Raw genomic sequence first — 26,003 nt, forward strand, 5'->3', positions numbered from 1 at the left:
GCTCATGGCGAGAACACGTGCCCCTCGGCATTCCTTGCGCGCCGTCACCGCGGGCGGGCTCACCGCCGCTCTGCTCCTTTCGGCCGGCGGATGCGGCGCTTCCTCCACCGGGCACAGCGCGGCGTCCGCCGGGACCAAGAGCGGCGACACGACCGGAACCAAGGGCGGAGGCACCGCCGCATCCGCCAAGGTCCCCGACGCGACGACCTTCAAGACCCTCTCCGGCGCACCCGCCGACACCATGCCCGACGGGGCCACCGACGGCCTCGTCGTCCACCCGACGAGCCCGGCGCCGGTGTTCGACCGTCCGGCCGGACACCGCTTCGCCACCCTTCCCACCACCGAACTGGGCGGCCCCACGTGGGTGCCCGTGGTGGAGACGTCGGGCGACTGGCGGAGGGTGCTCCTGCCGAGCCGCCCGAACGGGGCGACCGGCTGGATTCCCGGCACCGCGCTGACGACCGCGCGCACGCCCTACACCGTCCGCATCGACCTCACCCGCAAGCGGCTCGTCCTGGAGAAGTCCGCACGCCGCGTGGGCCGCTGGCCGGTCGCGGTCGGCGGCGACAGGACGCCGACGCCCGCCGGCCGGACGTTCATCATGGCGACGCTCGCCCCGGCGAAGAAGACGCCGAGCCCGATCGTCCTGCCTCTCGGTACCCACTCGGCGACACTCGACACCTTCGGCGGTGGCCCCGGCACCGTCGCCCTGCACGGCTGGCCCGACGCCTCGGTGTTCGGCAAGGCCGTCTCGCACGGCTGCGTGCGGGTGCCCGCGGACGCGCTCAAGGCGCTCTCCCGGGTCCCGCTCGGTTCCCTGGTGTTCATCACGGCCTGACCGGCCGGCACCGTCCTCAACTCTCGCGAGAATCGGAGTAAGTCCATGCGTCACATCCATGCCACGAAGCGCCTCGCCACGGCCGGGCTCCTGGCCACCGGACTCGTCGCGGCCCCGGCCTCGGCGACGGCCTTCGCCGCCGCGCCCGGGGGCGAAGGCTCCGCGTACGGGCTGACGGCCACCGGCCCGATCGCCATCCCGCCCATACCCGCCGTCTCGTCCAGCACGGGCCCGGTCAGCAAGAGCCTGCTCCGCGAGGCCCACACCGACCTGGTCAAGGCGTCCGCGCTGGACGTCAAGGCCGCGCCCGACCGCGCCAGCTCGTCCGTAGCGCGCCTGGCCGTCCCGTCCGCGAAGCTGATGGCGGACGCCGTCAGCGCCAAGTGCACCGCCGGAAGCGGCGCCGCGCACCTCGCCCGCGCCACGCTCGCCGGCCGGCGGCTGGACGCCAGCCCGCCGCCCAACACCACCATCCCCGTCGACGTGCAGGGCCTCGGCCGGACGGCCCTGACCCTCAACAAGCAGCAGCGCATGCCCGACGGCCGCCTCGCCGTCACCGGCATGGAGCTGGCCCTGCCCGGCAAGAAGGGCGCCGTCCGGGTCGCGTCCGCCACCTGCGGCAAGGCCGCCGGCCCGGCGCACGGCCCGTCCGAGGCGCCCGCGCCGACCCCGGTCAAGCACGACCTGCCGGTCACCGGCTGACCGTCCCGCAATCCACGGCCCGGCGGGCGGATGCCCGCCGGGCCGTCGCATGTCCCTCAGTTCGCCAACGACTTCTCGAAATGCACGATCGAACCGTTCCGGTGAGCGCGCCCCGCGATCTGCACGTCCTCCGTGAACGCGCGCATCAGCAGCAGCCCCCGCCCGTGCTCGGCCAGCGACGGCACCTCAACGCGCTCCCACCCCGCGGCCCCGTCCGCCCCGTCCACCGTGCCCCCGTCGATGACGTCCACGACGCACCGCGCCCCGTCCATCCGCGCCCGGACCTCGTACTCCATTCCGGCCGCGGCATGCTGGATGACGTTCGCACACGCCTCACCCAGCGCGAGCGCTATATCGGCACGGATCTCGGAACCCACTCCGAGCCCGCGGAGGGAGGCGTCGAGCGTGTGCCGCACCAGCGGAGCGCTCTCCGCGTTCCTAGGCAGGGTCATTTCAAGAACGACCTCCATGCCAATCGCCTCCGTTCCCTCTAGCACACAGATTTCCCACCTGTAACGATCAGAAACTCTGGCGGCCCTCTCCTCCTTCGGGCCTAGCGGCCCTCCATCGTCGAGAACCGCGGGCGATCGCTGGCATCGCTCCGGCTCGCCTTGCGGCTCGCTGCGCGATCAGTTTCTCGCAAGCTCGAAACTGCCTTCGGACGCGATCGCAACCATTGAGGTCGTCGCGGGGTTACGGCGGGGGCCAAGGTCGGTGCGTCCGGTGGTTCGGTCTGCTCGTCAGGCATGGCTTGGGAGCAGCCGGGCTTGCTCGTTTTGCCAAGGCTTCGCTCGCGAGCAGATTCTGCCTCGGTCGGATCTGATCGCGAGCGCGCGGGCCGGCGGTTTTGTGGCGGGCGTTCGGGTTGGGGCGGTCGCTCTGGTTTGGGTGTCACGCCGTTGAGTGGGGTGCTTCCCTTTGGGGGCTTATTGGTTCACGTCGCCTGCGAGGTGGCGGGCGGCGGCGACCTGGTCCTCGTCCAGGCCCTGGTAGTCGCTGCGGCGGTTCTGTTCGGCCTGGTCGTCGATCCACTTGCCGTGGGCCTCCCAGGCGGCCTGCTTGCTGACGCCCATGGCGGCGCCGATCTGCGCCCAGGAGGCGCCCGCGCGGCGGGCCGAGCGGACGGCCAGCTGCCGTCCGTAGACCGCCTTCCGCGCGATCACCTCCCCCAGCGCGAGGAGTTCGAGGACCTCCTCGCGCCGGAGCGGCGGTTCGCCGACGGCGTCCTGGACCCACAGTTCGTCGTACCGGGCCGCCGCGCTCGTCAGCGTGATGTCTCGCTCGATCCCATCTGGAGTGACCATGGTTCGAGTGTGAACGTCAAGTGACCTTGACGTCAAGCATCCTTGACGTCGTTTTCCAGCGCGCACGCCTGCTTCACCCAGTCGGCGAACAGGGGCGCGTCGACGTCGTCCAGGCCGCGCAGCTTCGCGCCGGCCATCTGCCTGGACATGGCCTCCAGGCGACCCGCCCCGTCCTCGATGAGCTGGCCCTTGAAGAAGCCGAACGTCACGTACTTCGGATACGCCTTGAGGAAGCACACGGGCTTCTTTCCGATGCTCCATGTCGGCTGGCCGTGCCACAGCGCGGGCTCGATCCCGGGCATTGCCTCGTTGACCACCGCGAGCGCCTTCTCCAGGACGTCGCGCAGCCCCTCCGGCACGTCCGCCACGTACTCCTGGACATTCGCGTGCTTACCCATGTCGATCCCCTCTCTCGTCATCAACGCGTCGAGCACGGGACCGCCGGATCGACAATCGCGAGAGTTCTCTTTCCTGTGGCGTGGGTCACTTGACCCGGGGAGGGCGCCGGGCAGACTGGGTGCGTGGTCAAGTCGCTGCGTCCCCAGAACTACAACGAGGTCCTGTACGTGGGGCACTACTTCCGCAAGGGCGTCCCCGTGCTCATGGACCTGACCGACCTCCCGGATGGCGACGCCAAGCGCCTGGTCGACTTCGCCACCGGCCTGGTCTTCGGCCGCGGCGGCGCCTTCGACCGCGTCGACCGAAAGCTCTTCCTCCTGCAACCCTGAACGGGCCCGAAGTGCGGAAGGCTCGGGGTCGCCCTCGACGGATTCCAGGAGGACCACCTGGGATTTCCGGGTGGTGCGCTCCTGGTGAACCGCGTATTCGCGGACCGCGGGTATCACGCCTCCCGGACGCTGACGGCGGCGCGGTGGTGGCGGGGTGTTTCGATCTCGTCGAGCAGTGCGATCGCGAAGTCCTGGTAGGTGATCCGGCTTGCCGGGTCTCCGTGATCGGCGATCCGGTACCGGCCGGTGGGCGCGCCGGCGTGGTCGAAGTCGCCCGCGGGGGCCACGTAGGCCCAATCGAGGTCATTGGCCCGAAGCTCGTCCAGGCCCGCCGCATGGCCGAGGTAGAAGGAGCGGTACTCGTTGGGGTAGCCGGGCTCGTCCATCAGGGGAGCGCCGGACGCCCCCGGAAGGATCGATGCGAGACCGACCAGCACCAGGCGCGGGACGCCCGCTTTCGCCAGGCCGGTGGCCAGGGCCCGGGCCGAGGTGGTGAAGAAGTCGTGCGGCGGCACGGACAGGTCCGCGGCCGCGCTGATGGCGGCGTCATGCCCGGCGGCCGTCTGCTGGATGCCGGCCGCGTCGGTGACATCGCCCGCCGCCACTTGCGCGCCGGCCAGGTCGGTGTGGCGTGCCGGGTCGCGCACCACGGCGGTGACCCGGTGGCCGCGCCGGTGCGCCTCGGCGACGGCCCGCCGCCCGGCCCTTCCTCCCGCGCCGAAGATCACGATGTTCACGACGAACCGCCTCTCACCAGGGCCGGAGCCCGTGTGCCCGGCCGGTTCGCCGACGTTAGCGGCGGCCGCGGTTACCGCCGGGATACCGGCTATCGTGAGGCCATGAGGGAACCGCTGCCCGCCGACATGTTCGACGAGTTGTGCCCGTCCTCGCTCAATCCGATCCGCTTCGGCGACAAGTGGGCGGCGCTCGTCATCCGCTGCCTTGAGCACGGGCCGCGCCGCTTCTCCGAACTGCGCGTGCCCCTGAGCCGCGTCACTCCCAAGGTCCTCACCCAGTCGCTGCGCTCCCTCGAACGGGACGGACTGGTCAAGCGCACCGTCTACGCCGAGGCCACCCCGCACGTCGAGTACGAACTGACCCCGCTGGGCCGCAGCATGCTCGAACCGATGGCGGCCGCCTGCGCCTGGACCGACCAGCACTGGGACGAACTACTCGACGCCCGCGAGTCCTACGACGCCACCCGCCTCGACCAAGCCGGCTGAAACGCGACGGCCGAGGTAGAGGAAATCAGCAGGTCGCAGTCGTTTCCGGCTCGCCGTTTTTCGGCGCGTTACTCCTCTTACCGCTGGTTGGTAGTGGGACGGTCCGTGCTTTCCTGATTCTGTCGGGCGACGCCACTATGTTGCTCCGCATGCCGCAGAACGAGAATTCTCTCGTCATTCCTGACGATTGGCGCGCCGCTTTCCATCCACGTCGCGGCGGGACGCCCGGGCCCCCGCTCGAACTCGACGGGGACGCCGTCTCCGCCGTTCAGCGGTGGACGAAGGAGACGCGCGACGAGATCGACCATCTGCTGGCCTCTCCGCAAAGCCCTGGAGGCCTGGTCGAGTCCGCCCGCGCATACCTGCGGGGCGAGGCGAACCCTCAGGGAGCCGCCGTCATCGCGGCCTGCCTCGCCGCGGAATGGCCGCTCAGGGAGGACTACGTCTACGACGAGGAAACGTTCGCCACCTTCGCGGACGCGTGGATCGCCGAGCACGGCCTGGTGTTCGCCGCCGCCGCCACGGTCGAGCTGAGCGGCGTCTTCGTCGAAGGCTACGGCTGGCGGGAGCGAGAGAGGGGACGCCATCTCCGGCTCCGCCGTCTGGACAAGCAAGACCCCGGTTACAACCGTGGGCTGGATTGCCTCCAACTGGCCGCGGCCCGGGTGCGCGCATTCCTCGCGGCCGCCGACGAGTCGGAGTACCAGCGGGCCGTCGACATGCTGGGCGAGCGCCGCCACGACGGCATGCGCCGCCTGGCCGCCGCGTACCTGGTGCCGACGCAGACCGCATGGGTCGACGAGCTCTGTGCCGGCCTGCCCCGCTTGCAGCCGCACACCTGGATGATGGTGCTGTGCACGATGGGGACGGCCGACCAGCTCGCCACGCTGCTCGCCGCGCAGAGCGGGTGGTACTGGCTCGACGGCAGACCGGGCGTGCTCCCCACGGCCGTCGAGGGCGTCGGTCCCGCGCTGGCTTCGACGCTGGCCACCGTCGCTGACGAAGAGACCGCGACCGGACGCGACCCGTACGGGTTGCTGCGGGCACTGGGCGTCCTGGCGACGGACGAGGCGTTCCGGCTTCCGGTGGAGCGCCTCGACCGGCCGCACGTGCACAGGGCCGTGATCGAGACGGCCCGCCGCCATCCCCGGCGGGCACTGCGGCTGCTCGGCGAGGCGGCCGCGTTCGGCCCGGCGCCGATCTCCTCCTACGCCGTCCGGCTGCTGCGCGACCATGTGGCGACCCGGCCCGACGTCACCGCGGCGGTTCTGCCGCAGCTGTCCGCGAAGGCGCGCGGAGTGGTCGAGTCGATCGGCGAGTCGGCCGCCGGATGGGCGCCGGAGGCCGCGGCGGACTCCCTGCCGCGGCTGCTGGTGGAGCCGCCGTGGACACGCGAGCGCCCCCGGTTCAAGCGGGTGACCGTCAAGGGACTCGAACCGCCGGCCGCCGGGGAGCCGGGTGAGCCGGAGGGACGGGCGAAGATCCGTGCCCTGGTTCCCGTCGCGCTGGGGAAGGCCGGCCCGCAGCGTTTCAAGGCGGAGCGCGCCCTTCGGAACGTTGCCGGGGTCGAAGGGGAGAAAGAAATCCTCGAAGTGGCCGGCGAGTACGGCACCAAGGCCGCGAAAGCCGTCGGAGCGCTGCTCGCCGCCGACCCCCTGGACGATCTTCCGGCCGAGATGCCGCGGCGCCCCGTCTGGCAGGACCCGTACATCCTCCCCCAAGTGCTCCTCCGGGAGAGCGGCCGGGCGCTTCCCGCCGACGCGGTCGACCACATCGTCACCATGCTCTGCGTCTCCACGCCGGACAAGCCGTACGCGGGCGTCGACGTCGTCAAGGAGATCTGCACCCCCGCCTCGCTCGCCGCACTCGCCTGGCGTTTGTTCGAGTCGTCGGGCCTGCGCGAGCAGAGCTACGCCGTAGACGACCTCGGCTGGGTCCTGACGGCCCTGGGGCTGCTCGGCGGCGACGAGACGGTGCGCAGGTTCACGCCGGTAATCCAGGCCTGGCCGGGCGACGGCGGGCACGGCAAGGCGGTCAAGGGCCTGGACGTCCTGCTCGCGATCGGCAGCGATGTGGCGCTCATGCACCTCCACGACACGGCCACCAAGGTCAAGTACAAGGGTCTCAGGAAGAAGGCGCAGGAGCGGCTCGACCTCCTGGCCGAAGGTCTCGGGCTGAGCCCCGAGCAGCTGGGCGACCGGCTCGTCCCCGACTTCGGGCTGGACGAGCGGGGCGAGATGGTCCTCGACTACGGCCCGCGCTCCTTCACCGCGGGCTTCGACGAGCGGCTCAGGCCGTACATCGTCGACGGCACCGGCCGGCGGCGCACCGGCCTCCCCAAGCCGGGCGTCCGCGACCACCACGACCTGGCCCCGGCCGCCTACCGGCGGTTCGCCGCCCTGAAGAAGGACGTCCGGACCGTGGCAGACGAACGGCTCCGGCGGTTCGAACGAGCCATGGTCGTACGGTACCGCTGGAGCGTCGAGGAGTTCCGCACTCTCGTCGTCGGGCATCCGCTGGTGCGGCACATCGCCCGGCGGCTGGTGTGGATCAACGAGGAGGGCCGCGCGTTCCGCGTCGCCGAGGACGGATCGCTCGCCGACCTTCAGGACGACGAGCTGGTCCTGCCCGGGACGGCCCGGGTGGGGGTGGCCCACCCGCTCCACCTGGCCGGCGATCTTGAGGCGTGGGCCGAGGTGTTCGACGCCTACGAGATCAACCAGCCCTTCCCGCAGCTGAGCCGCCCCACGTACGCGCTGACCGGGAACGAGCGCGCGGGCACCGAGCTGGGCCGCTTCCACGGCGCCGCGGTGCCGGTCGGCAGGCTGGTCGGCCTGGAGCGGCGCGGATGGCAGCGGGGCAGCGCCGAGGACAACGGCATCCAGGTCGCGGTCCTCCGGGAAGTGCCCGGGGGCCGGGCCCTCGTCGTCAACGTCGATCCGGGCATCGTCGTGGGAGACATCGGACACTGGCCCGAGCAGCGGATCGACCGCGTGTGGCTCAACCAGGACACTCGCCTCAACTGGCGGACCGAGCCCCGGTCCCTGCCGTTCTCCGAACTGGACGCGATCACCGCCTCGGAAGTCCTCGCGGACCTCACCGAGCTGACCACCGCCTGATGACCACCGCCTGATCCCCGTACCGCCCGGACCCGCGTGAGCGGTCGCAGGTCCGGGCGGGCGGCTCAGCCGAGTTTCTTGAGGATGCGTTTGGCGGTGCTCTGGATGTGGACCTCGTCGGGGCCGTCGTAGATGCGGGCCTCGCGGGCGTGGCGGTACATGCGGGACAGGGGGGTGTCGTCGGTGAGGCCGGCGGCGCCGTGGACCTGGATGGCGCGGTCGATGACGTTGTGCAGCATGCGGGCGCCGACCACCTTGATGGCGCCGATCTCGATGCGGGCCTGGTCGCCCGCGTCGATCTGCTCGGCGGCCTGGAGGGTGAGCAGGCGGGCGGCCTGGATCTCGGTGTAGGAGTCGAAGACGTGCTGCTGCATCAGCTGCTTCCCCGAGAGCGGCTCGCCGAACGCGACGCGGGACCCGAGGCGGGCGCACATCAGCTCGAAGGCGCGCTGGGCCTGGCCGAGCCAGCGCATGCAGTGGAAGATGCGGCCGGGGCCGAGCCGCTCCTGCGCGATGACGAAGCCGTGCCCGCGCGGGCCGAGGAGGTTGTCCGCCGGGACCCGGACGTCGTTGTAGGCGACCTCGTAGTGGCCGCCGTTCAGGCCGAGGACGGGCGTCTCGCGGACGATCTCGTAGCCGGGCGTGTCCGTCGGGACGACGATCATGCTGAAGGAGCGGTGCGGGGCCGTGCCCTCGGGCTCGGTGCGGCACATGACCGTGGTGTAGGCGGCCTCACCGGCGCCCGTGGTGAACCACTTGCGGCCGCTGATGACCCAGTGGTCGCCGTCGAGGACGGCCTTCGTCCGGAGCTGGGTCGGGTCGGAGCCCGCATAGGCGGGCTCGGTCATCGCGAAGCTCGGGGAGACCTCGCCCGCGACCATCGGGGCGAGGTAGCGCTCGCGCCAGCGGGGGCTCGCGTACTTGTGCAGCATGAGCGAGTCCTGGAGGGTGAACGTGCCGAGGGCGAGCTGCCCCCACTCGCTGCGCCCCTGGACCTCGTTCACGTAGACGTAGTCGAGGAACGGCATGCCGCCGCCGCCGAGTTCGGTGGGGTGGCCGAGTGCCCAGAGGCCCTCGTCCTTCGCCTCCTGGCGGAGTTTCAGGAGCTTCTCGCGGTCACCGGCGTTGAGCGCGGGCTCGGCCGGTTCGACACGCTCGGTCATGAAGGCGTGGACGGCGTCCCGGACGTCCCGGACCCGGTCGGGCACGGGGAACAGCATCAGCCCTCCCCTGTCAGGTCGGAGGAGATGTCGCGGCTTCCGTATCCCTCGGGCGCCGCGACCTCGACGACCGGCTCGGGGCGGTCGTCGAACTCAAGCCGCAGCGCCCGCGACATCGTCGCGTGCATCTCGTACATGCAGGTGATGTAGGTGAGCTGGAGGATCTCCTTGTCCGGCAGGTGCTTCTGGAGCACCTCGAAGACGGCGTCGGGGACGCGCCCGCCGTCCAGGACGAGGCAGTCGGTGTAGGCGAGCACGGCGCGTTCGAGGGGCGAGTAGCAGTCGGCCGTCTGCCAGTGCGGGATCGACTCGATCTTCTCCTCGGGCATGCCGAGGGCGCGCATCTGCTTGCAGTGCTGGGAGAAGACGAACTGGCTGCCGCGCGCCCACCCGGCCCGGCACTGGCCGAGCTCGCGCAGGACGGGGTCGAGGTCGGCGTTCCGGTACAGGGCGAAGCCGCGGACGGCGTGCCGGAACACGTCCGGGGACTGGGCGAACACCGTCCACCAGTCGCCGGGCGAGCCGGTCGCGGTGCCGTGGTCGACGGCCGGGTCGCGGTCGGGCGCGAAGAGGCGGTCGTAGAAGAAGAGGATCTGCTCGTCGGTGACTTCGGCGCGCGGCACCTCACGCAGTCGCGGCATGCGCTTCCTTCCCGGCGGTACGGTCGGCGGCGGTCTTCGGTTCGTGGGAGACGTCGGAGTCGTCGAACGTGCGCGTCCAGCAGGCGAACTCGAGGAGGATCCCGTCCGGGTCCTGGAAGTAGAACGACCGGACGAAGACGCCTTCGTTCACGTCGCGGGAGATGCCCAGCGGGCTGTCGTCGTGGTTGAGGACGGGGCTGACGGTGACGCCCTTGTCCCTGAGCCGCCGCCGGTACTCGTCGAACTTCTCGGCCGGGACGTGGAACGCGACGTGGTTCATCGACCCGACGGCGCTGAGCAGCTCGCCCTCCTCGGGCCGCCCCTTGGGGGCCGAGATCCCGGGGACGCCGTCCGGGGCGTCGGGGAACCAGAAGAACGCCACGCAGTCGCCGCCGCCGCAGTCGAAGAAGAAGTGCTGCCCCATGCCGCCCGGCAGCTCGATGGTCTTGATCAGCGGCATGCCGAGGACGCCGGAGTAGAAGTCGACGGTGCGCTTCATGTCCGAGCACACCAGCGCCAGATGGTTGACGCCGCCCAGTTCGAACTCGGTGTTCATGGAACCTCCTTGCGGCGGGAGCGCGCCACGGAAGTTGACTTGACAGTCATATCAAGTTGGCCGATGCTCGGATCCTGTTCCTGCGGACATCGGGTTGTCAACCCCCGGCGAAGGGACCACGGCGATGGGAAGCGGCGACGATCCCGGCGGCCGGCCGCTCACCGAGCGCGGCGCCCGGACGCGGGAGCGCCTGCTCGCCGCCGCCCGCGAGGTGTTCGAGGAGCGCGGCTTCCTGGAGACCCGCGTCGCGCACATCACCCGGCACGCGGGGGTCGCCTACGGCTCCTTCTACACCTACTTCCCGACCAAGGAAGCGGTGTTCCTGGAGGTCGCCGACCGGCTGTTCGAGGAGATGACCGACCACGCGCCGGCACCGACCGCGGGGCCGGGTCCCGCCGACCGCGTCCGCCGCGCCAACCGCGCCTACTACGAGGCGTACCTGCGCAACGCCCGGATGATGGCGATCATCGAGCAGGTCGCCACCTTCAACGAGGAGTTCCAGGAGCTGCGGCGCAAGCACCGGGCCTCCTCGGTGGCGCGCTCCGCGCGGGTGATCGCGCGCTGGCAGCGCGACGGGCTCGTCCCGTCCGACCTCGACCCGGAGACGGCGGCGGGCGCCCTCGCCACGATGGTCGACCACTCCCTGTACCTGTGGATCGTCCAGGGCAGCGACCCGCAGGGGGCCGAACGCCTCCTGGAGACCCTCGACCTGCTCAGCGTCCGCGCCCTCGGCCTGCCCGACTAGGAGAGCCATGGAACCGACCCGCGATCTCGCCGCCGCGCTGGCGGACCGGCTCGGCGCGCAGGTCACCGGGCTGCGCCGGCTGTCGGGCGGCGCCAGCCGGGAGACCTGGTCGTTCGACGCGGGCGGCCGCCCCCTCATCCTGCGCCGCGACCCGCCCGGTTCCCTCGACCCCACGGCGATGGGACGCGAGGCGGGCCTGCTCGCCTCGGCGGCGCAGGCCGGTGTCCCGGTGCCGGGGCTGGCCGACCACGGCGACGACCTGGACGGCGCGCCCTACATGATCATGGAGCGGCTGTCCGGGGAGACGATCCCGCGGCGGCTCCTGCGCGACGAGCGCTTCGCGGACGTCCGGCCCGGACTGGCCCGCGAGCTGGGCGGCATCCTCGCCCGCCTGCACACGATGTCGCCCGTTCCCGGCCTGCCCGACGACGACGCCCTGGGCGCGCTCACCGAGCACTACGCGGCGTTCGAGGCCCGTCCCGCCGTGGAGCTGGCGCTGCGCTGGCTGGGCGACCACCGTCCCCCGCCCGGGCGCCGGACGGTCGTGCACGGCGACTTCCGCAACGGCAACCTGATGATCTCTCCCACCGGGGTGACCGGCGTCCTGGACTGGGAGCTCACCCACCTCGGCGACCCCGCCGAGGACCTCGGCTGGCTCTGCGTGAAGGCCTGGCGGTTCGGTTCCCCGCACCCCGCCGGTGGGTTCGGAACCCGGGAAGACCTGCTCGCCGGCTACGCCGACGCCGGAGGCACCCCGCCCACGCTCGAAGAGCTCCACTGGTGGGAGGTGTACGGCACCCTCCGCTGGACGATCCTGTGCCGCCACCAGGCCGAGCGCTTCCTCAGCGGCACGGATCCGTCGATCGAGTACGCCGTCCTGGGACGGAAGGTCTGCGAGCAGGAGCACGACCTGCTCCTGGCCCTGGGACTGACGGAGCCGGCCGCCGTGCGGGATCCGCTCGAAGGCGCGGAGACACCGGACAACGCACCGCACGACCGGCCGGACGCGCACGCCCTGATCGACGCGGTGGGCGCGTTCCTGGCGGAGGCCGAACAGCCCGACGACCGGCTCCGCTTCCATGCCCGCGTCGCCGCGTCCGCCCTCCGCATCGCGCGAAGGGAACTCCTCCTCGGCGACGCCCACAGGGCCGCCCACCAGAACCGGCTGAAGACCCTGGGATGCGCGACCGACGCGGAGCTGGCGGAGGCCATCCGCGAAGGCGCCCTCGACGACCGGATGGACGAGGTCGTGGCCGCGGTACGGGCCTCGGTGACCGACAAGCTGACCGTCGCGAACCCCCGGCACCTCTCCCTCCCCGGCGGCTGACCGCGCATTACGGGAACCGTTGGGCGAGCGCGCGCATCTGTAATGCCAAACGCTCGACCAAGGGGGCACAAATGAAGCGTTGGGCAGTTCTCCCCGTGCTGGCGCTCGGGGGCGCGCTCGCACTCACCGGTTGCCAGAGCAACTCCTACTCGTGCAAGAACGGCAGTTGCCACGTGACCGTGTCCGGCGCGGGGCAGAGCATCGAGGTCAGCGACGTCGACCTGTCCATCACCCAGATCGGGGGCGACGGGATGACCGTGTCGGCCGACGGCTCGCCGCCGACCAAGGCCCCGGTGGGCAAGACCGTCCAGGTCGGCCAGGTGCGGATCCGGGTCACCTCGGTGGACGGGCAGAAGGTCAAGTTCGACATGAACTGACCCGCCGCCCGCGATCCCGCCGGACGGCGTGTGAGCGGTTTGTGAGCGCGGCCCGGCAGCCTCGGCGGCATGAGCTACGCGTTCCAGGCGGAGGGCCTGGTCAAACGATTCGGGAAGACGACCGCGCTGTCCGGGGTGGACCTCGCGGCCCGGCCGGGCACCGTGCTCGGCGTCCTCGGGCCGAACGGGGCGGGGAAGACGACCGCCGTACGGATCCTCGCGACACTGCTGAGGCCCGACGGGGGGCGGGCGGAGGTCCACGGGCTGGACGTCGTCCGGGAGGCCGCGAAGGTGCGGGACCTGATCGGCCTCACCGGGCAGTACGCGTCGGTGGACGAGGACCTCACCGCGGCGGAGAACCTCGTCCTCATCGCGCGGCTCCTCGGCCTGCGCAAGGCGGAGGCGCGGGCCCGGGCCGCCGAGATGCTGGAGCGGTTCGGGCTGGCCGAGGACGCCGGGCGCCGCGTGTCGGGCTACTCCGGCGGGATGCGGCGCCGCCTCGACCTCGCGGCGAGCATGATCGGACGGCCGGCGGTGATCTGCCTGGACGAGCCGACGACGGGCCTGGACCCGGGCCGCCGCGAGGAGGCGTGGCGGCTGATCCGGTCGATGACGCGGGACGGCGGGACCGTCCTGCTGACCACGCAGTACCTGGAGGAGGCCGACGCGCTCGCCGACGAGATCGCCGTCATCGACCGCGGGACCGTCATCGCGACCGGCACGCCCGCCGCGCTGAAGGGGATCGCGGGTGGGCAGACGATCACCGTCCGGCCCCGCGACCCCGGCCGGGTGGGCGAGGCCGCCGCGATCCTGCGCGCGGTGTCGGGACGGGAGGTCGACCCGCCCCGGCGGGACGTCGTCACGGTTCCGGTGATGGGCGACGGCGGCGCGGCGTTCGCCGAGGCCGTCCGGCGCCTGGAGGCCGCCGGGATCGCCGTCGCCGAACTGTCGCTCCGGCTCCCGAGCCTGGACGAGGTGTTCCGCACCCTGACCGGCCACGGCACGCGCGAGGAGCCCGGCTCCCGGGAAGGGAGGGCGGCGTGACCGACATCGCGATCAAGACGTCCGCGCGCCCCGCCGCGCGGACCCGCCACCGGCTGGTGCGGCAGAGCCTGCTGCTCGCCGGCCGCAGCCTGACCAAGACGAGGCGCAACCCCGGCGTGCTCAGCGACGCGCTGTTCATGCCGGTCGTCTTCCTGCTGCTGTTCGTGTACCTGTTCGGCGGCGCGGTGTCCGGCTCCACGCACGCGTACCTGCAGTACGTCTTCCCCGGCGTGCTCGTGATGACGATGCTCCTCGCCGGGATGCTGGCGACCGGGCTGAACATCAACACCGACATCAAGAAGGGGGTCTTCGACCGCTTCCGGAGCCTGCCGATCGCGCGGTCCGCGCCGCTGGTCGGCATCGTCCTCGGCGACCTGGTCCGCTACGTGCTCGCTGCCGCGGTGCTGTTCGCGACCGGCTACCTGATGGGCTTCCGCGTCCAGACCGGTCTCGGGCCGGCGCTCGCGGCGGTGGGGCTCGCCACCGCGCTGGGCTTCTCGCTCGGCTGGCTCAACGTGCTCATCGGCGTGCTGGTCAGGGAGGAGACCATCGTGCAGTCGGTGGCGTTCCTCGGGATCTTCCCGCTTGCGTTCGGCACCGACATGGTCGCGCCGACCTCGACGCTCCCGGGCTGGCTCCAGGCGTGGGTCAAGGTCAACCCGGTCGGCGATGCGGTGGAGGCCGCGCGCGGGCTGCTGCTCGGCGGCCCGGTCGCGCATCCGGCGACGATGACGCTGCTGTGGTCGGCGGGGTTCCTGGCGGTGTTCGGCCCGCTCGCCGGGTACGCCTACCGGCGCCGCAGCTGATCGTTCAGGAGGGCGAGCGCGCCGGGCACGTCCCGGCTACGGCCGCGGTCGTAGGCGGCGCGGTAGGCGCGCTCGCCCAGCGTCTCGCGGAGGCGGCCCGCCACCCGCACCACGTCCGGGTTGAACGCGTCCGGCGCACCGCGCAGGACGGACGCGGCGCCGAGCGCCTCCGCCGCACGCTCCGGAGAGTCGCCCGCCGCGAGCCGGGCGACCGCGTACCCGGCCACGGCGGCGACCGGCATGTCGGGCGCGTCGGCGGCCAGGGCAAGCGCCTCGCGCAGGTGGCGGCGCGCCGCGTCCGGATCGTCCCGGCCGATCGCCAGGTGCGCCTTGCCCCCCTCCAGCAGCGACCGGAACTGGAAGTGGGGCGGCAGCCGGTCGAGCTCGCGCGCGGCGGCGGCGTACTGCTCGCGGGCCTCGTCCACCGCGCCGGCGTGGCGAGCGAGGTCGCCGAGCGCGAGCCGGGCGGACACCAGGTGGCGCGCGGGGGTCCCGGCCCCCGGGGCGGTCATCGCGGTCAGCTCGTCCCGGGCCCGCACGGCGTCGCCCGACCGGGCGCGGGCCACCGCGAGCATCACCCGCTGCATGCCGGCCGCGACGTCCTGCCCCAGCTCGCGCAGCAGCCCGATCGACTCCTCCAGCGCTTCGACCGCCTCGTCGAAGTGCCCGGCGACGGTGTCGACCTCGGCCGCGAAGACGAGCGCGAGGGCCAGGCCGCCCCGCTCCCCGGACTCACGGAACCCGGCCTGGGCGGCGGCGAGGTCGCGCCGGGCCTCCCCCATCTCGCCCCGGTTGCCGTTGAGCATCGCCCGCGTCAGGCGCAGCGCGGCCCCCGTCCACGGATCACCGCCGGGGAGACCGCGGTCGATCGCCGCCAGGCCGGCGGTGGTGTCGCCGGTCAGCAGTGCGGTGGCGGGCTCGATGAGCGCGGCCAGCGGATGGTCCGCGTTCTGCGGCCGCTCGCCGATCAGCGGGTCGTCGCGGGCGGCGCCGCCGGACAGGACGGTGTTGAACACGTAGCCGCCCAGCGCGGCGGCCTCTCCCGGGGCGGTCCCGCGCCGCGGCACGCTCAGCGCCTGCCGCAGCCTTCGGGCCGCCTCGGCGTGGTCACCCTGGAGCATCCAGAAGGAGGCCAGCGCGGCGCCCATCCGGACGGCGGTGTCCGCGTCGCCGGTGTCCACGGCGTGCTGGAGCGCGGCGTGGAGGTTGTCGCGCTCGGCCGCCAGCAGCGAGATCCATTCGAGCTGCCCGGGGCGGCGCAGCCCCGGCTCCGCCCGCTCGGCCAGCTCCAGGAAGCACCGGGCGTGCGCGGCCCGGACCGGTGCGGCCTCGGCGGCGAGGCGCTCCCGCCCGTACTCGCGGATCGTCTCCAGCATGCGGAACCGCTGCCCGGGCCCGTCCACCACCTGGAGCAGCGAGCGGTCGTGGAGGTCTTCGAGCGCCTCCAGCGCGTCGGGACGGCCCGTCACCCGGGCCGCGCTCTCCGCCGTGATCGTCCCGGGGAACACCGACAGCCGCTCGGCGAAGCGGCGCTCCCGCTCGTCCAGCAGGTCCCAGCTCCAGGCGACGACGGCGCGCAGCGTCCGGTGCCGGGGCAGGGACGTCCTGCTCCCGCCGGCCAGCAGCCGGAACCGGTCGTCCAGCCGGGCCGCGAGCCGCTCGGGCGGCAGGGACCGCAGCCGGGCGGCCGCCAGCTCGATGGCCAGCGGCAGTCCGTCGAGGCGGCGGCAGATCTCGCCGACCACGGCGGCGTTGGACCCGTCCACCGCGAACCCGGGCCGGACGGCCGCCGCACGCTCGGCGAACAGCCGCACCGACGCCGACTCCAACCCGTCCTCGCCCGGCTCCGGCACGTCCAGCGGCGGCACCGGGCACAGCGCCTCGCCGTCCACGCCGAGGCGCTCGCGGCTCGTCGCGAGGACGCGCAGGCCGGGGCAGTCGCCGAGCAGGTCGTCCACCAGCCGGGCCGCCGCCTCCACCACGTGCTCGCAGTTGTCCAGGACGATCAGCGTGTCGTCGGCGGAGAGCGCCTCCACCAGCCGGCCCCCGCCGTCCCGCAGGCCGAGCGCCCCGGCGACCGCGCGCGGCACCTCGTCCGGATCGCCCGCGGCGGCCAGCTCCACCGCCCAGACGCCGCCCGGGAACCGCTCGGCCAGTTCCGCGCCGACCCTGGCCGCGAGGCGCGTCTTGCCCGCGCCGCCGGGGCCGACGAGGGTCACGAGGCGGCCCTCCCACAGGCGCCGCGCGATCCACGCGCGCTCGTCCTCCCGCCCGACGAAGCTGGTCGGCGGGACCCGCAGGTTGCCGCGCGTCCGCTCCCTCGGGGCCGTCCGCAGCACGGTGAGGTAGGCGTCCCGCAGCTCCCGGCCCGGGTCGGTGCCGAGCTCCTCGGCCAGGACGCCCCTGAACCGCTCGAACACCGCCAGGGCCTCGGCGGAGCGGCCCGCCCGGTGCAGGGCCTCGACCAGCAGCGCGCGGGGGCGCTCCCGCAGCGGATGCCGCGCCGCGAGCTCCTCCAGCTCCGCGGCCGGCCGCGCCGGGTCGGCTCCGGCGGCCAGCTCGGCGGCCAGCCGGTCCTCGGTCGCCGACACCCGCAGCGCCTCCAGCCGGACGGCCGCCGCGTCGGCGAACGGAGTCCCGGCCGCGTCGGCCAGAGCGTCACCGCGCCACAGGCCGAGGGCTTCGCGCAGGCGCGCGGCGGCGCGCTCGGCATCCCCCTCCCGCAGCGCCTTCGCGCCCTCCCGGGCGAGCCGCTCGAACTCGGGCGCGTCGACGGCCTCGGCGTCCAGGAGGTAGCCGCCGGGGACCGAGCGCAGCCGGCCTGCGGGCAGCCGGCGGCGGAGCCGCGAGACGAGGGCCTGCAACGCGTGCACGCGGTCCGATGGGCCGCCGTCCGGCCACAGCGCCCGGACGAGCGACTCGGCCGTCACGGTGCGCCCCGGTTCCAGCGCCAGCCGGACCAGCAGCGCGCGCGACCGCGCCCCACCGACGGCGACGTCCTGCCCCCGGTCGGTGACCGTCAGCGGCCCGAGGATCCCCACCTGCACGCCTCAACTCTGCCACCACGAGGCTCCGGCCCGCGCCTACCGGAGCGTGGCGCCCGGCTACGGGGCCTCGACCGCAGAGATCACGTACCGCATGACCTCGGCACCGCGGATCTGCGCCGCCTGCTCGGGCTCAGGGCCCGCTCCCCGGAAGCGCTCCACGTCCTCGCCGGACTCCCAGCGCTCGTACACGTTGATCCGGTCCGGTTCCAGCATGTCGGCCGACAGCGCGTAGTCGAGGCAGCCGGGTGCCGTCCGGGCCATTTCGACGGCTTGACGACAGCCGGCGAGATAGGCGTCGCGGGCGCCGGCGTCCACGTAGAGCCTCCCCGAAATGATGATCATGTGAGGGTCCTCGCATCCCTGTCGCTTTCCGGTCACCGGTGCAGACCGCGCCGGCGCGGGAAAGTCGTCGCCGGGAGGACGGGCGAAAGCGACGAGCCACCGGCCCGAAGGACCGGTGGCTCGCTCTCAGGGTGACGCGGACCGTTCAGCAGTACTTCGAGGAACCCGTCCGACCCCACGAGCACTTGTCCGCCACCCGGCCATTGGGATACAGCAGGTACGCGGTGTCACCGGTGTTGTTCCACACGTACCACTTCCGGCCCCAGTAGCGGTGCAAGATGTATCGGTATTCACCGTTCAGTGGGGACTTCTGACCACGTCCGGGCCGACCGCCAACCGGAGGCTTCGACCGCGCGTCCCACTATCGCGTTTTCCCAGGTGGTCCGGGGAAACACGGGGTCGGAGCACGGGGGTTCTCAGGCCTCCTCGGGATCGCGCCCGACCGCGTGCCGCCCGCCGTCCACGGGAAGCACGGCCCCGTTGACGAAGCTCGCCTCGTCCGAGAGCAGATAGGCGACGGCGGCGGCCACCTCGTCCGGCCGCCCCACCCGCCCGACCGGATGGAGAAGGCGCATCTCGTCCTCGATGCGCGCGGCCTCCGCGGGCTCCTGCCGCCGAAGGAACCCCTCGTACCGCTCGGTGGTGATCGACCCGAGCGCGACGACGTTCGTCCGGACGCCGTGGGGCCCGTAGTCGACGGCCAGCGCGCGGCTGAGCCCCTCGACGGCCGCCTTCGCCGTGGCGTAGGGCAGCGATCCGCGCACCGGACGCTGCGCCTGGTGCGACGAGACGTTGACGATGACGCCGCCCGTCCCCGCCTGCATGAAGCGCCGGACGGCGGTCACGGACCCCACCACCGCCGGGTCGAAGTTCAGCGCCACGAGCCCGAGCAGCTCCTTCGGGGACGGGTCGGCGACGTCCCGGAAGACGGCCGCGTTGTTGACCCACCCGGCGAGCGTCCCCGCCTCCTGCGCCGCGTCGGCGGCCCGCTCCGCGACCCGTTCGTCCGCCGCGCTCCCCACGACCGCGGTCACGTCCGCCCGGTCCCGCGCCCATTCGAGCGCCGCCGCGTCCAGCTCGATGACGACGACATGCCCGCCGTCCGCCGCGAGGCGCTCCACTATCGCTCGGCCGACCCCGCGCCCGCCCCCGGTCACCACATACGCCCGACTCACAGCACTCCCTCCCGTGGACCACGCCCATGATCACTCTCCCGTCGGCGGGTCCGCCATCGCGGACGGCCGCGCCGGGGCCCGATCCCGGCGGCGCCGGCCCGGCCTCCCCGGACGTTTCCGCTGATGCGCCGGACACCCCGCACTCTCCGCGATAGGTTCGCTACGTTCCGGATTGGATCGCAACAAACCGGGAGGGCCCATGCAGGCGCGAGACTCACTGGACCCGTCACGCTCGATGTGGCATTTCATCGCGGTGCACCTGCGCCGCTACCGCGAGGCGCAGGGCATGTCGGGGCAGGCTCTCGGCGACGTCCTCGACTGCGACCGCTCGACCGTCTCCCGGTACGAGTCCGCGACGCTCCGGCTCAAGCCGGCCCACGCCGAGGCCGTCGACCGCCTCTGGAAGACGGACGGGATGTTCGCGCACCTGGTCGGCTTCGCCGGGACGGCCGACGAGGGCGACCGGCTCTCGTCGCTCACCGAGTTCGAACAGCGCGCGTCGCGGATCCGCATGTGGGAGGCGTCCGTGATCCCCGGGCTCTTCCAGACACCGGACTACGCACGAGCCACGCTGACGACCGGAACCGCGCACGACCTCGACACGGTCGTGGAGCAGCGGATGTCGCGCAAGGCGGCCGTACTCGACAGGGAGAACCCGCCGCGCGTGGCCGCCCTCCTGCACTGGTCGGCCTTGGAACAGGTGGTCGGTTCAACGGAGGTCATGCGGAACCAGCTCGCCCATCTGCTGGAACTGAGCGAGCACCCCCACATCAGCATCCGCGTCGTGGAGAACCAGGGAACCGGCCATCCGGGGATCGACGGCCCTTTCCGGATCCTCACGGTCGACGGCAGCGACCTCGCGTACACCGAAGCGGCCGGGCGAGGACGGTTCCTGATGGACCCGTCCGACGTCCAGGAGATGGCGGTCAGATACGACCTGATAAGCGACATAGCAACGCCGGTGGGCCCGTCCCGAGCCATTCTGAATGCCGCGCTGGAGAGGCACCGGCCGCCCGGCCCGGCGTCGGCCTCGTGACGACTCCGCGCCGGTCGCGACTCGGCGCTAGCCGAGTGGCGACTCGCAGATCTCGACGATCCGCTCGCAGGCTTCGGTGATGTCGATGATCGGGAGTGTGCCGGCCGCTCCGGAGGGGGCGCGCCAGCGGAACGCCGCCGGCTCGCACCGGACGGTCAGGCCGCGGCCGTCGGTGAGGACGGTCATGCCCTCGCCGTCCTCCTGTTCGAGGTGGTCGAGCCCGCGCTGGACGAGCAGGGTGCGCAGGTCCTTGGCGGCGTAGGGGCCGCCGACCCGCCAGGCGCGGCGGCGGCGGAGGGTGCGCGGGAGCGGCAGCGCGAACCAGGTCGCCTTGCCGCGGACCGCCGGCGTCCCCAGCCGCGACCGGGTCCGATGGTGCCCCCACCGGCCCTTCGTGAGGATGTCGACGACCTTCAGCCCGCGGCCGTGGTCGGGCCGGCCCGGGCCGCCGTCGCACGGCCGCCAGCCCCGGAGCGTGTCGAAGGCCTTGACGACCAGTTCGTCCCGGCCGTGGCCGTTGTCGCGCTGGTAGACCCAGAGCTCGGCGCCCGCGGGGGCGTCGTGGGGCATGCCGTGCTGCAGGGCGTTCGTGGCGAGTTCGCTGACCATGAGCTTGATGTCGTCGACGTCCTGGACGGACAGGCCGAGCGCCGGGAGGAGTGCCGTGACGTGGGAGCGCGCGACGTGGGCGATGGAGTCGTCCGCGGGCAGGGGCAGGGCCGCGCAGCCGCCGTCCTCCAGCCTCCAGGGGATCCCGCACATCGTCGCGGACTTCGTCATGGCACCCACCTCGGGGTTCGCGGGGAGATTCGTGATTCCGACAATCGCGACATGAGCCTCAAGACTTAGCGAGTCGCTATGTGTGAATCACAGATACACTTTTGCACATCTTCCGCCGCAAGACCCCGCGGCGCGGCAAGAAAGTTGCGGGCACGAGTGAGACGTTCACCGATGTGCCCGAATGCCCCCATACCGCTCCCCATCGCCGCGCCCCATGCGTGTACCGGCGGGTACCGGGACGATTGGCCCCTTCCGCTGTAGCGTGGGCGGCGCCTGAGAGAGGGCCGCACACATGAAGGATCCCCCAGGGGTGCAGCCCTGGGGGATCCTGTGTGCGGCCCGGCTCAGCGGTCGTACCGGCCCGCCCGCACGTCCGCGAGGAACGCGGCGAGAACGGACCGGGAGACGACGTGCGCCCCGGCCTCGGGGGTCCTGCTGTCGCGCAGCGCCGCGGCCGTGTCGAGGTCGGCGACCTCGACACAGCCCCCGTTGCTGCTGGCGCTGGCGGTCGCCTTGACCCACCGTGCCTGAGAGAGGTCCATGTCGGTGCTACTCCAGGGTTGAGATCACTTTCCTCAGGTGCTCCGCGGTGTCGGCGGGAGCGAGCGCCGCCTGGCGGATCTGGTCGAAGAGCCGGTCATAGGCCTCCACGTCGTCGGGGGTGTCGATCTCCTGGACGTCCGCGTCGTTCTCCAGGAAGACCATGGGCGGCTCGCCGCCGGGGAACCGGAAGATGTTGACCAGCGTGGACATGCCCGGGTGCATCCCGTCGGCGAGGCGCAGCAGCCTCACTTCCACGTTCGGGCGCTGGGACATGCCGAGCAGGTGCGCGAACTGCGCGCGCCGGTCGCCCGGGTCGCCCCACTCGTACAGCAGGGACGCCTCGGTGATGACCGCGACCAGTTCCGGGGCCGTCCCGTCGTCCCGGTCGAGGATCTGCTGCCGGCGCAGCCGGGCCCGCATCGCGCGCTCGCGCCACTCCGGCGTCCTCGTGCCGGACGACAGCAGCGCCTGCATGTACGGGAGGGTCTGGAGGAGGCCCGGCAGCACCAGCGGCATGACCACCCGGATGCTCGACGCGTCGCTCTCGAAACCCGGGAACTCGTTGTCGAACACGTCCGGGTAGTCACGCCACCAGGCCCGCCGCCGCGCACGGCCGGCCAGCTCCTCCAGTTCGCCGAGGTCACTGCCCTCGTAGATGCGCGCCAGGTCGCGGATGTCGCTGAGCTCGGGCCGCACCCAGTTGTTGGCCTCGAACCGCCCGACCTTCCCCCGGCCCCAGTTCAGCCGGTCGCAGACCTGGTTGGCCGTGTATCCGGCCTCGACGCGCAGCTCCTTCAGGCGGCGCGCCAGCCCCCGCTTGGCGATGGTGGCCCCGTAGGCATCGCTCACCGGCGCCACCTCCCTCGACCTGCCACCGGCATCAGCATACGCCTCCGAATTTGTGATTCACAGATTTGGCCGGTTCAGGAAGCCCGGGTTCAGGAAGCCCGGGTCCAGGAGGCCCGGGTTCAGGAAGCCGCGTGGTCGAACTCCCCGTTCCGCACCCCGTCGAGGAAGCAGGCCCACTCGTGCTCGTCGAACACCGAGACGAGCTCGCCGGACGTGCGCAGGAGCGTCCACTCGCCGGCGAAGGCGACCTCGATGCCGCCCTCGTCGGTCTGCGAGCGCCGCCATTCCAGGGCGTCGGGATCGATGCCCAGTTCCTCGACGGACGGCTTCCTCACCCGTTCCTCCTGGCCACGGCGCAGTACGCCCACCGCGAGCCGTCACTGTCGGCCGCCTCGGGGTCCTCAGCGCCCCACTCACCGATGTAGCAGACCTTCGCCGCCGCCCCCTCCCACGGCGGGACGATCTCCAGACCGGTGAAGAAGCGCTCGACCTCCGCGCGCGACCGCAGATGGACGCTCGCGGTGGACTTGGCGTACACGTCCCTGATCGTGCCGACCGCGCGGTCGGCCTGCCGGTCGCCGGTGCCGGCGGACAGCACCAGGTAGCTGCCGGGCGCCAGCCGCTCCATGTACCGCTGGACGATCCCCCACGGGTCGTCCCCGTCCGGGATGAAGTGGACCAGCGCCACGGCCAGCAGCGCGACCGGCTGCGACAGGTCGATCATCTTGCCCGTGACCTCGTGCCCGAGCACGCCTTCGGGGTCGCGGAAGTCGGCGGTGATGAACGCCGTCCCGGTGGACCCCGCCAGCAGCTTCTCGGCGTGCGCCCGGACCATCGGGTCGTTGTCGGCGTACAGCACGCACGCGTCGGGCGCGACCGCCTGCGCCGCGTCGTGCGTGTTGTTCATGGTCGGCAGGCCCGCGCCGACGTCGATGAACTGCCGGATCCCGTGCTGGGCCAGCCACCGCACCGAGCGCTGCAGGAAGCCGCGGTTCGCCCAGGCCGCGTCCCCCGCCTCCGGCATGTTCGCCAGCACCTTCTCGGCCGCCGCCCGGTCGACCTCGAAATTGTCGGTGCCGCCGAGGTAGAAGTCGTACATCCGGGCCGGGCTCGGGACGGTGGTGTCCACTCCGGGCGGAGCCTGCTCGGTCTCGCTCAACCTCGGCCTCCTATGCCGCAACTTGTGATGCACGAATTATGAAGCAAGGGTCGGCCCTTCCGTGCTGCTTCGCAAGGGTTGTCCGGCTTTGCCGTGGCCACTTCCGCAGGGTTCGCACGCCCTTTGGGGGGCATGACCGGCGCAAAGGGGGAAAAGCATGAAAACCGCACCGGATCTCGCGCTCCGCCAACTCACGATGCAGTTCATCGGCAACGCGACGACGCTGCTGCGCTGCGGGCCGTTCACCCTGCTGACCGACCCCAACTTCCTGCACCGCGGGCAGCGCGCCTATCTCGGCTTCGGGCTGACCACCCGGCGGCTCACCGAGCCCGCACTGCGACCCGCCGACCTCCCGCGCCTGGACGCCGTCGTCCTGTCCCACCTGCACGGCGACCACTGGGACCGGATCGCCCGCGCGAAACTAGACCGGGGCCTGCCCATCGTCACCACGCCGCACGCGGCCCGGCGCCTCCAGGGGTGGCACCGCTTCCGCCACGCGGTCGGCCTGCGCACCTGGGAGTCGCACACCCTCGTGAAGGGCGGCGCGCTGCTACGCATCACGTCCATGCCTGGCAGGCACGCCCCCGGCCCCTTCCGGAGGATGTTGCCTCCGGTCATGGGGAGCCTCCTCGAATTCGGCCCCGCGACCGGCGACGTGCAGTTCCGTCTCTACATCACCGGCGACACCCTGATGTTCGACGGCATCCACCAGATCGCCCGCCGCAACTCCGACATCGACCTCGCCGTCCTCCACCTGGGCGGCACCACGCTGCCCGGCGGGCTCGTGGTCACCATGGACGGCGCCCAGGGCGCGGACCTCGTCGAGACGCTCCGTCCGGCGACCGCGGTGCCCGTCCACTACAACGACTACAGCGTGTTCAAGTCGCCCCTGGACGACTTCAGGCGCGAGCTGGACCGCCGCGGCCTGTCCGACCGGGCCGCGTACGTCGCGCCGGGGGAGACCCACACCTTCCGGCACTCCTGACGCCCGGTACATCCGCTCTGAGCTGGGTAGATGCACAGGTGAACCTACGGTTGGACAGGACATGTTCGAGATCGAGGACATACGGCAATGGCGCGGCCGGAGCGTGATCGACGCGTCCGGAAGCAAGATCGGGCCGCTGGAGGCCGTCTACGTCGACACGCTCACCGACCAGCCCTCGTTCGCCACGGTGAAGATCGGCGTGCCGACCCGGCAGCGGCTGGTGTTCGTGCCGCTGGACGGCTCCACGGTGGGCCCCGACCACCTCCGTGTCGCGCACGACAAGAAGCGGGTCAAGGGCGCTCCGGCGATCGACACCAACGGCGAGCTCTTCGCCGACGCCGAACCCGAGGTCTTCGCCTACTACAGCCTTCCCTACCGCGCGGCCCCGGACGAGCGGCGCCTCGCCCGGCGCTGACCCGTCCTGGCGCTAGCGTCCGTCGAGCAGGGGACGACGAGGGTCCCAGGACGTCCCGTCGCGGTCGTCGCGACGGCGACGGGCGATGCCCGACAGCGCCTCCAGCACCACGCGGTTGGCCAGGGCCGAAGTGATGTCGGCGTGGTCGTAGGGCGGGGACACCTCCACGACGTCGACGCCGACGACCGGTAGCTCGTAGGTGACGCGCCGGACCGCGTCCAGGAGCTGGCGCGCGGTCAGCCCGCCGGGCTCGGGCGTGCCGGTGCCGGGGGCGTGGCCCGGGTCGCACACGTCGATGTCGACCGACAGGAAGACCCCGTCGCACTCGTCGGTGGCGATCTCGAACGCCTCGGTCATGCACTCGTCCAGCCCGCGGGCGACGATCTCGCTCATCTCGTAGGAGCGCATGCCCTGCGCGGCCATCCACGCCAGCGTCTCCGGGCCGGGCCAGTACCCGCGCAGGCCCAGCTGCAGGAACCGGTCGCCGCGCACCGCCCCGGACTCGATCAGCCGCCGCATCGGCTGCCCGTGCCCGATCAGCGAGCCGAAGGCCACGTCGCCGGTGTCGGCGTGCGCGTCGAAGTGGACCATCGAGACCCGTCCGGCGCCCAGGTGGTCGGCCACCCCGGCGGCGTCGGGCCACGCGATCGTATGGTCACCGCCGAGGACGAGCGGGATCGTCCCGGTACGGGCGATGGCGTACACCGCCGCCTGCAGCGACCGGACGGAGCGCTCGGCGTCCCCGGAGTACATCTCGACGTCGCCGGCGTCGTAGACCGTCAGGTCGCCGCGCAGGCCGTCCACCCGCAGGGCCAGGGACGGCCGCGAGCCGTACTGGGGCAGGTAGCAGGTCTGCCGGATGTACTGCGGACCGAACCGGGTCCCCGGCCGGTGGGACGTGCCGCCGTCGAACGGCGCTCCGAGGATGACCACGTCGGCGTCCTCGTACGTGGACGGGTCGGACCAGGTGCAGCGCGGCACCCCCAGGAACGTGATGTCGGGACCGAACTGCGGTCCGTACCTCTCGGCCATCTGCCACCTC

At 72.4% G+C, this 26,003-nt stretch carries 29 protein-coding genes; 13 read left to right on the forward strand and 16 right to left on the reverse strand.

From position 1 onward, the window contains the following. The first annotated feature begins 4 nt into the window (after positions 1 to 4). Entirely contained in the window at positions 5 to 838 is an 834-nt protein-coding gene (locus K4S16_RS19515) for a L,D-transpeptidase (RefSeq protein WP_149260411.1), read from the forward strand. 45 nt (positions 839 to 883) lie between these two features. Further along, on the forward strand, positions 884 to 1,540 hold the full coding sequence (locus K4S16_RS19520) for a choice-of-anchor P family protein (RefSeq protein WP_149260412.1): 657 nt from the start codon (positions 884 to 886) through the stop codon (positions 1,538 to 1,540). A gap of 56 nt (positions 1,541 to 1,596) precedes the next feature. Here the strand turns inward: K4S16_RS19520 and K4S16_RS19525 are convergent, their stop codons facing one another. From K4S16_RS19525 to K4S16_RS19535, 3 genes are all read right to left on the reverse strand, one after another. Next, positions 1,597 to 1,992 (reverse strand): ATP-binding protein, encoded by a 396-nt coding sequence (locus K4S16_RS19525; RefSeq protein WP_235036923.1) that lies wholly within the window; start codon positions 1,990 to 1,992, stop codon positions 1,597 to 1,599. A 474-nt stretch (positions 1,993 to 2,466) separates the two neighbouring features. Further along, positions 2,467 to 2,844 carry a hypothetical protein gene (locus K4S16_RS19530; RefSeq protein ID WP_149260414.1) on the reverse strand — a complete coding sequence of 126 codons (378 nt, stop codon included), beginning with the start codon at positions 2,842 to 2,844 and terminating at the stop codon, positions 2,467 to 2,469. A gap of 32 nt (positions 2,845 to 2,876) precedes the next feature. Beyond that, complete coding sequence (locus K4S16_RS19535; RefSeq protein WP_149260415.1) at positions 2,877 to 3,242, reverse strand: DUF1801 domain-containing protein; 366 nt, start codon at positions 3,240 to 3,242, stop codon at positions 2,877 to 2,879. Positions 3,243 to 3,365: 123 nt separating this feature from the next. On the opposite strand from K4S16_RS19535, the gene K4S16_RS19540 reads away from it, so the two are divergent. Further along, complete coding sequence (locus K4S16_RS19540) at positions 3,366 to 3,572, forward strand: cell division protein SepF (protein ID WP_149260416.1); 207 nt, start codon at positions 3,366 to 3,368, stop codon at positions 3,570 to 3,572. 113 nt (positions 3,573 to 3,685) lie between these two features. Here the strand turns inward: K4S16_RS19540 and K4S16_RS19545 are convergent, their stop codons facing one another. After that, positions 3,686 to 4,309, reverse strand: coding sequence for an NAD(P)-dependent oxidoreductase (locus K4S16_RS19545; protein WP_149260417.1), 624 nt, complete (start codon positions 4,307 to 4,309; stop codon positions 3,686 to 3,688). Positions 4,310 to 4,411: 102 nt separating this feature from the next. Between K4S16_RS19545 and K4S16_RS19550 the strand changes: the two genes are divergently transcribed. Continuing rightward, positions 4,412 to 4,795: a helix-turn-helix domain-containing protein gene (locus K4S16_RS19550; RefSeq protein WP_149260418.1), complete on the forward strand. Its 384-nt coding sequence runs from the start codon at positions 4,412 to 4,414 to the stop codon at positions 4,793 to 4,795. A gap of 149 nt (positions 4,796 to 4,944) precedes the next feature. Further along, on the forward strand, positions 4,945 to 7,914 hold the full coding sequence (locus K4S16_RS19555) for a DUF4132 domain-containing protein (protein ID WP_160160962.1): 2,970 nt from the start codon (positions 4,945 to 4,947) through the stop codon (positions 7,912 to 7,914). A gap of 65 nt (positions 7,915 to 7,979) precedes the next feature. On the opposite strand, the gene K4S16_RS19560 is transcribed toward K4S16_RS19555, so the two are convergent. From K4S16_RS19560 to K4S16_RS19570, 3 genes are read right to left on the reverse strand one after another with little or no spacing between them, the layout of a single operon-like run. After that, complete coding sequence (locus tag K4S16_RS19560; protein WP_149260420.1) at positions 7,980 to 9,134, reverse strand: acyl-CoA dehydrogenase family protein; 1,155 nt, start codon at positions 9,132 to 9,134, stop codon at positions 7,980 to 7,982. Further along, positions 9,134 to 9,775, reverse strand: coding sequence for a carboxymuconolactone decarboxylase family protein (locus tag K4S16_RS19565; RefSeq protein WP_149260421.1), 642 nt, complete (start codon positions 9,773 to 9,775; stop codon positions 9,134 to 9,136). The genes K4S16_RS19560 and K4S16_RS19565 overlap by 1 nt, the downstream gene beginning before the upstream one ends. Beyond that, positions 9,759 to 10,331, reverse strand: coding sequence for a VOC family protein (locus K4S16_RS19570; protein ID WP_149260422.1), 573 nt, complete (start codon positions 10,329 to 10,331; stop codon positions 9,759 to 9,761). Before K4S16_RS19570 ends, K4S16_RS19565 begins: the two co-directional genes overlap by 17 nt. A gap of 124 nt (positions 10,332 to 10,455) precedes the next feature. Here K4S16_RS19570 and K4S16_RS19575 point away from each other — a divergent pair, with 124 nt between their 5' ends. The 5 genes from K4S16_RS19575 (at position 10,456) to K4S16_RS19595 (ending at position 14,630) form a co-directional block, all read left to right on the forward strand. Further along, positions 10,456 to 11,076 carry a TetR/AcrR family transcriptional regulator gene (locus K4S16_RS19575; RefSeq protein WP_149260423.1) on the forward strand — a complete coding sequence of 207 codons (621 nt, stop codon included), beginning with the start codon at positions 10,456 to 10,458 and terminating at the stop codon, positions 11,074 to 11,076. 7 nt (positions 11,077 to 11,083) lie between these two features. Beyond that, a complete protein-coding gene (locus K4S16_RS19580; RefSeq protein ID WP_149260424.1) occupies positions 11,084 to 12,403 on the forward strand; it encodes a phosphotransferase family protein in 1,320 nt (439 codons plus the stop codon). A 71-nt stretch (positions 12,404 to 12,474) separates the two neighbouring features. After that, positions 12,475 to 12,780 (forward strand): hypothetical protein, encoded by a 306-nt coding sequence (locus K4S16_RS19585; protein WP_149260425.1) that lies wholly within the window; start codon positions 12,475 to 12,477, stop codon positions 12,778 to 12,780. 69 nt (positions 12,781 to 12,849) lie between these two features. Further along, positions 12,850 to 13,824, forward strand: a complete 975-nt coding sequence (locus K4S16_RS19590) for an ATP-binding cassette domain-containing protein (protein WP_149260426.1) — start codon at positions 12,850 to 12,852, stop codon at positions 13,822 to 13,824. Continuing rightward, positions 13,821 to 14,630 (forward strand): ABC transporter permease, encoded by an 810-nt coding sequence (locus K4S16_RS19595; RefSeq protein WP_235036924.1) that lies wholly within the window; start codon positions 13,821 to 13,823, stop codon positions 14,628 to 14,630. Before K4S16_RS19590 ends, K4S16_RS19595 begins: the two co-directional genes overlap by 4 nt. Here the strand turns inward: K4S16_RS19595 and K4S16_RS19600 are convergent. From K4S16_RS19600 to K4S16_RS19615, 3 genes are all read right to left on the reverse strand, one after another. Then, positions 14,612 to 17,677 carry a BTAD domain-containing putative transcriptional regulator gene (locus tag K4S16_RS19600; protein WP_149260427.1) on the reverse strand — a complete coding sequence of 1,022 codons (3,066 nt, stop codon included), beginning with the start codon at positions 17,675 to 17,677 and terminating at the stop codon, positions 14,612 to 14,614. The genes K4S16_RS19595 and K4S16_RS19600 overlap by 19 nt on opposite strands. 57 nt (positions 17,678 to 17,734) lie before the next feature. Further along, positions 17,735 to 18,019, reverse strand: coding sequence for a putative quinol monooxygenase (locus tag K4S16_RS19605; RefSeq protein ID WP_149260428.1), 285 nt, complete (start codon positions 18,017 to 18,019; stop codon positions 17,735 to 17,737). 416 nt (positions 18,020 to 18,435) lie between these two features. Continuing rightward, positions 18,436 to 19,194, reverse strand: coding sequence for an SDR family NAD(P)-dependent oxidoreductase (locus K4S16_RS19615; protein WP_149260429.1), 759 nt, complete (start codon positions 19,192 to 19,194; stop codon positions 18,436 to 18,438). A gap of 199 nt (positions 19,195 to 19,393) precedes the next feature. On the opposite strand from K4S16_RS19615, the gene K4S16_RS19620 reads away from it, so the two are divergent. Beyond that, positions 19,394 to 20,230: a helix-turn-helix transcriptional regulator gene (locus K4S16_RS19620; RefSeq protein WP_149260430.1), complete on the forward strand. Its 837-nt coding sequence runs from the start codon at positions 19,394 to 19,396 to the stop codon at positions 20,228 to 20,230. A 27-nt stretch (positions 20,231 to 20,257) separates the two neighbouring features. Here the strand turns inward: K4S16_RS19620 and K4S16_RS19625 are convergent, their stop codons facing one another. The 5 genes from K4S16_RS19625 to K4S16_RS19645 all read right to left on the reverse strand — a co-directional run bounded on the left by K4S16_RS19625 (position 20,258) and on the right by K4S16_RS19645 (position 23,561). Then, entirely contained in the window at positions 20,258 to 21,010 is a 753-nt protein-coding gene (locus K4S16_RS19625) for an ATP-binding protein (protein ID WP_149260431.1), read from the reverse strand. 344 nt (positions 21,011 to 21,354) lie between these two features. Then, positions 21,355 to 21,552, reverse strand: a complete 198-nt coding sequence (locus K4S16_RS19630) for a DUF397 domain-containing protein (protein ID WP_149260432.1) — start codon at positions 21,550 to 21,552, stop codon at positions 21,355 to 21,357. A gap of 7 nt (positions 21,553 to 21,559) precedes the next feature. Then, entirely contained in the window at positions 21,560 to 22,402 is an 843-nt protein-coding gene (locus tag K4S16_RS19635) for a helix-turn-helix transcriptional regulator (protein ID WP_160160963.1), read from the reverse strand. 119 nt (positions 22,403 to 22,521) lie between these two features. Then, positions 22,522 to 22,737 carry a DUF397 domain-containing protein gene (locus tag K4S16_RS19640; RefSeq protein WP_149260434.1) on the reverse strand — a complete coding sequence of 72 codons (216 nt, stop codon included), beginning with the start codon at positions 22,735 to 22,737 and terminating at the stop codon, positions 22,522 to 22,524. Next, entirely contained in the window at positions 22,734 to 23,561 is an 828-nt protein-coding gene (locus K4S16_RS19645) for an SAM-dependent methyltransferase (protein ID WP_149260435.1), read from the reverse strand. Before K4S16_RS19645 ends, K4S16_RS19640 begins: the two co-directional genes overlap by 4 nt. A gap of 157 nt (positions 23,562 to 23,718) precedes the next feature. Between K4S16_RS19645 and K4S16_RS19650 the strand changes: the two genes are divergently transcribed. Both K4S16_RS19650 and K4S16_RS19655 read left to right on the forward strand, forming a co-directional pair. Further along, the gene (locus K4S16_RS19650; protein ID WP_149260436.1) at positions 23,719 to 24,546 is read left to right on the forward strand and encodes an MBL fold metallo-hydrolase; all 828 of its coding nucleotides are present in this window, start codon (positions 23,719 to 23,721) and stop codon (positions 24,544 to 24,546) included. 61 nt (positions 24,547 to 24,607) lie between these two features. Further along, positions 24,608 to 24,961: a PRC-barrel domain-containing protein gene (locus K4S16_RS19655; protein WP_149260437.1), complete on the forward strand. Its 354-nt coding sequence runs from the start codon at positions 24,608 to 24,610 to the stop codon at positions 24,959 to 24,961. Positions 24,962 to 24,973: 12 nt separating this feature from the next. Here the strand turns inward: K4S16_RS19655 and speB are convergent, their stop codons facing one another. Continuing rightward, a complete protein-coding gene (speB, locus tag K4S16_RS19660; RefSeq protein WP_149260438.1) occupies positions 24,974 to 25,993 on the reverse strand; it encodes an agmatinase in 1,020 nt (339 codons plus the stop codon). Positions 25,994 to 26,003: the final 10 nt, after the last annotated feature.

The sequence above is a fragment of the Actinomadura sp. K4S16 genome (genome assembly GCF_008327685.1).
Classification (GTDB): Bacteria; Actinomycetota; Actinomycetes; order Streptosporangiales; family Streptosporangiaceae; genus Spirillospora.

Coding starts and splice junctions, on each gene's coding strand:
- K4S16_RS19515 (WP_149260411.1), top strand. CDS start 5: ATGGCGAGAACACGTGCCCCTCGGCATTCCTTGCGCGCCGTCACCGCG.
- K4S16_RS19520 (WP_149260412.1), top strand. CDS start 884: ATGCGTCACATCCATGCCACGAAGCGCCTCGCCACGGCCGGGCTCCTG.
- K4S16_RS19525 (WP_235036923.1), bottom strand. CDS start 1,992: ATGACCCTGCCTAGGAACGCGGAGAGCGCTCCGCTGGTGCGGCACACG.
- K4S16_RS19530 (WP_149260414.1), bottom strand. CDS start 2,844: ATGGTCACTCCAGATGGGATCGAGCGAGACATCACGCTGACGAGCGCG.
- K4S16_RS19535 (WP_149260415.1), bottom strand. CDS start 3,242: ATGGGTAAGCACGCGAATGTCCAGGAGTACGTGGCGGACGTGCCGGAG.
- K4S16_RS19550 (WP_149260418.1), top strand. CDS start 4,412: ATGAGGGAACCGCTGCCCGCCGACATGTTCGACGAGTTGTGCCCGTCC.
- K4S16_RS19555 (WP_160160962.1), top strand. CDS start 4,945: ATGCCGCAGAACGAGAATTCTCTCGTCATTCCTGACGATTGGCGCGCC.
- K4S16_RS19560 (WP_149260420.1), bottom strand. CDS start 9,134: ATGCTGTTCCCCGTGCCCGACCGGGTCCGGGACGTCCGGGACGCCGTC.
- K4S16_RS19565 (WP_149260421.1), bottom strand. CDS start 9,775: ATGCCGCGACTGCGTGAGGTGCCGCGCGCCGAAGTCACCGACGAGCAG.
- K4S16_RS19570 (WP_149260422.1), bottom strand. CDS start 10,331: ATGAACACCGAGTTCGAACTGGGCGGCGTCAACCATCTGGCGCTGGTG.
- K4S16_RS19575 (WP_149260423.1), top strand. CDS start 10,456: ATGGGAAGCGGCGACGATCCCGGCGGCCGGCCGCTCACCGAGCGCGGC.
- K4S16_RS19580 (WP_149260424.1), top strand. CDS start 11,084: ATGGAACCGACCCGCGATCTCGCCGCCGCGCTGGCGGACCGGCTCGGC.
- K4S16_RS19585 (WP_149260425.1), top strand. CDS start 12,475: ATGAAGCGTTGGGCAGTTCTCCCCGTGCTGGCGCTCGGGGGCGCGCTC.
- K4S16_RS19590 (WP_149260426.1), top strand. CDS start 12,850: ATGAGCTACGCGTTCCAGGCGGAGGGCCTGGTCAAACGATTCGGGAAG.
- K4S16_RS19605 (WP_149260428.1), bottom strand. CDS start 18,019: ATGATCATCATTTCGGGGAGGCTCTACGTGGACGCCGGCGCCCGCGAC.
- K4S16_RS19620 (WP_149260430.1), top strand. CDS start 19,394: ATGCAGGCGCGAGACTCACTGGACCCGTCACGCTCGATGTGGCATTTC.
- K4S16_RS19625 (WP_149260431.1), bottom strand. CDS start 21,010: ATGACGAAGTCCGCGACGATGTGCGGGATCCCCTGGAGGCTGGAGGAC.
- K4S16_RS19630 (WP_149260432.1), bottom strand. CDS start 21,552: ATGGACCTCTCTCAGGCACGGTGGGTCAAGGCGACCGCCAGCGCCAGC.
- K4S16_RS19650 (WP_149260436.1), top strand. CDS start 23,719: ATGAAAACCGCACCGGATCTCGCGCTCCGCCAACTCACGATGCAGTTC.
- K4S16_RS19655 (WP_149260437.1), top strand. CDS start 24,608: ATGTTCGAGATCGAGGACATACGGCAATGGCGCGGCCGGAGCGTGATC.
- speB (WP_149260438.1), bottom strand. CDS start 25,993: ATGGCCGAGAGGTACGGACCGCAGTTCGGTCCCGACATCACGTTCCTG.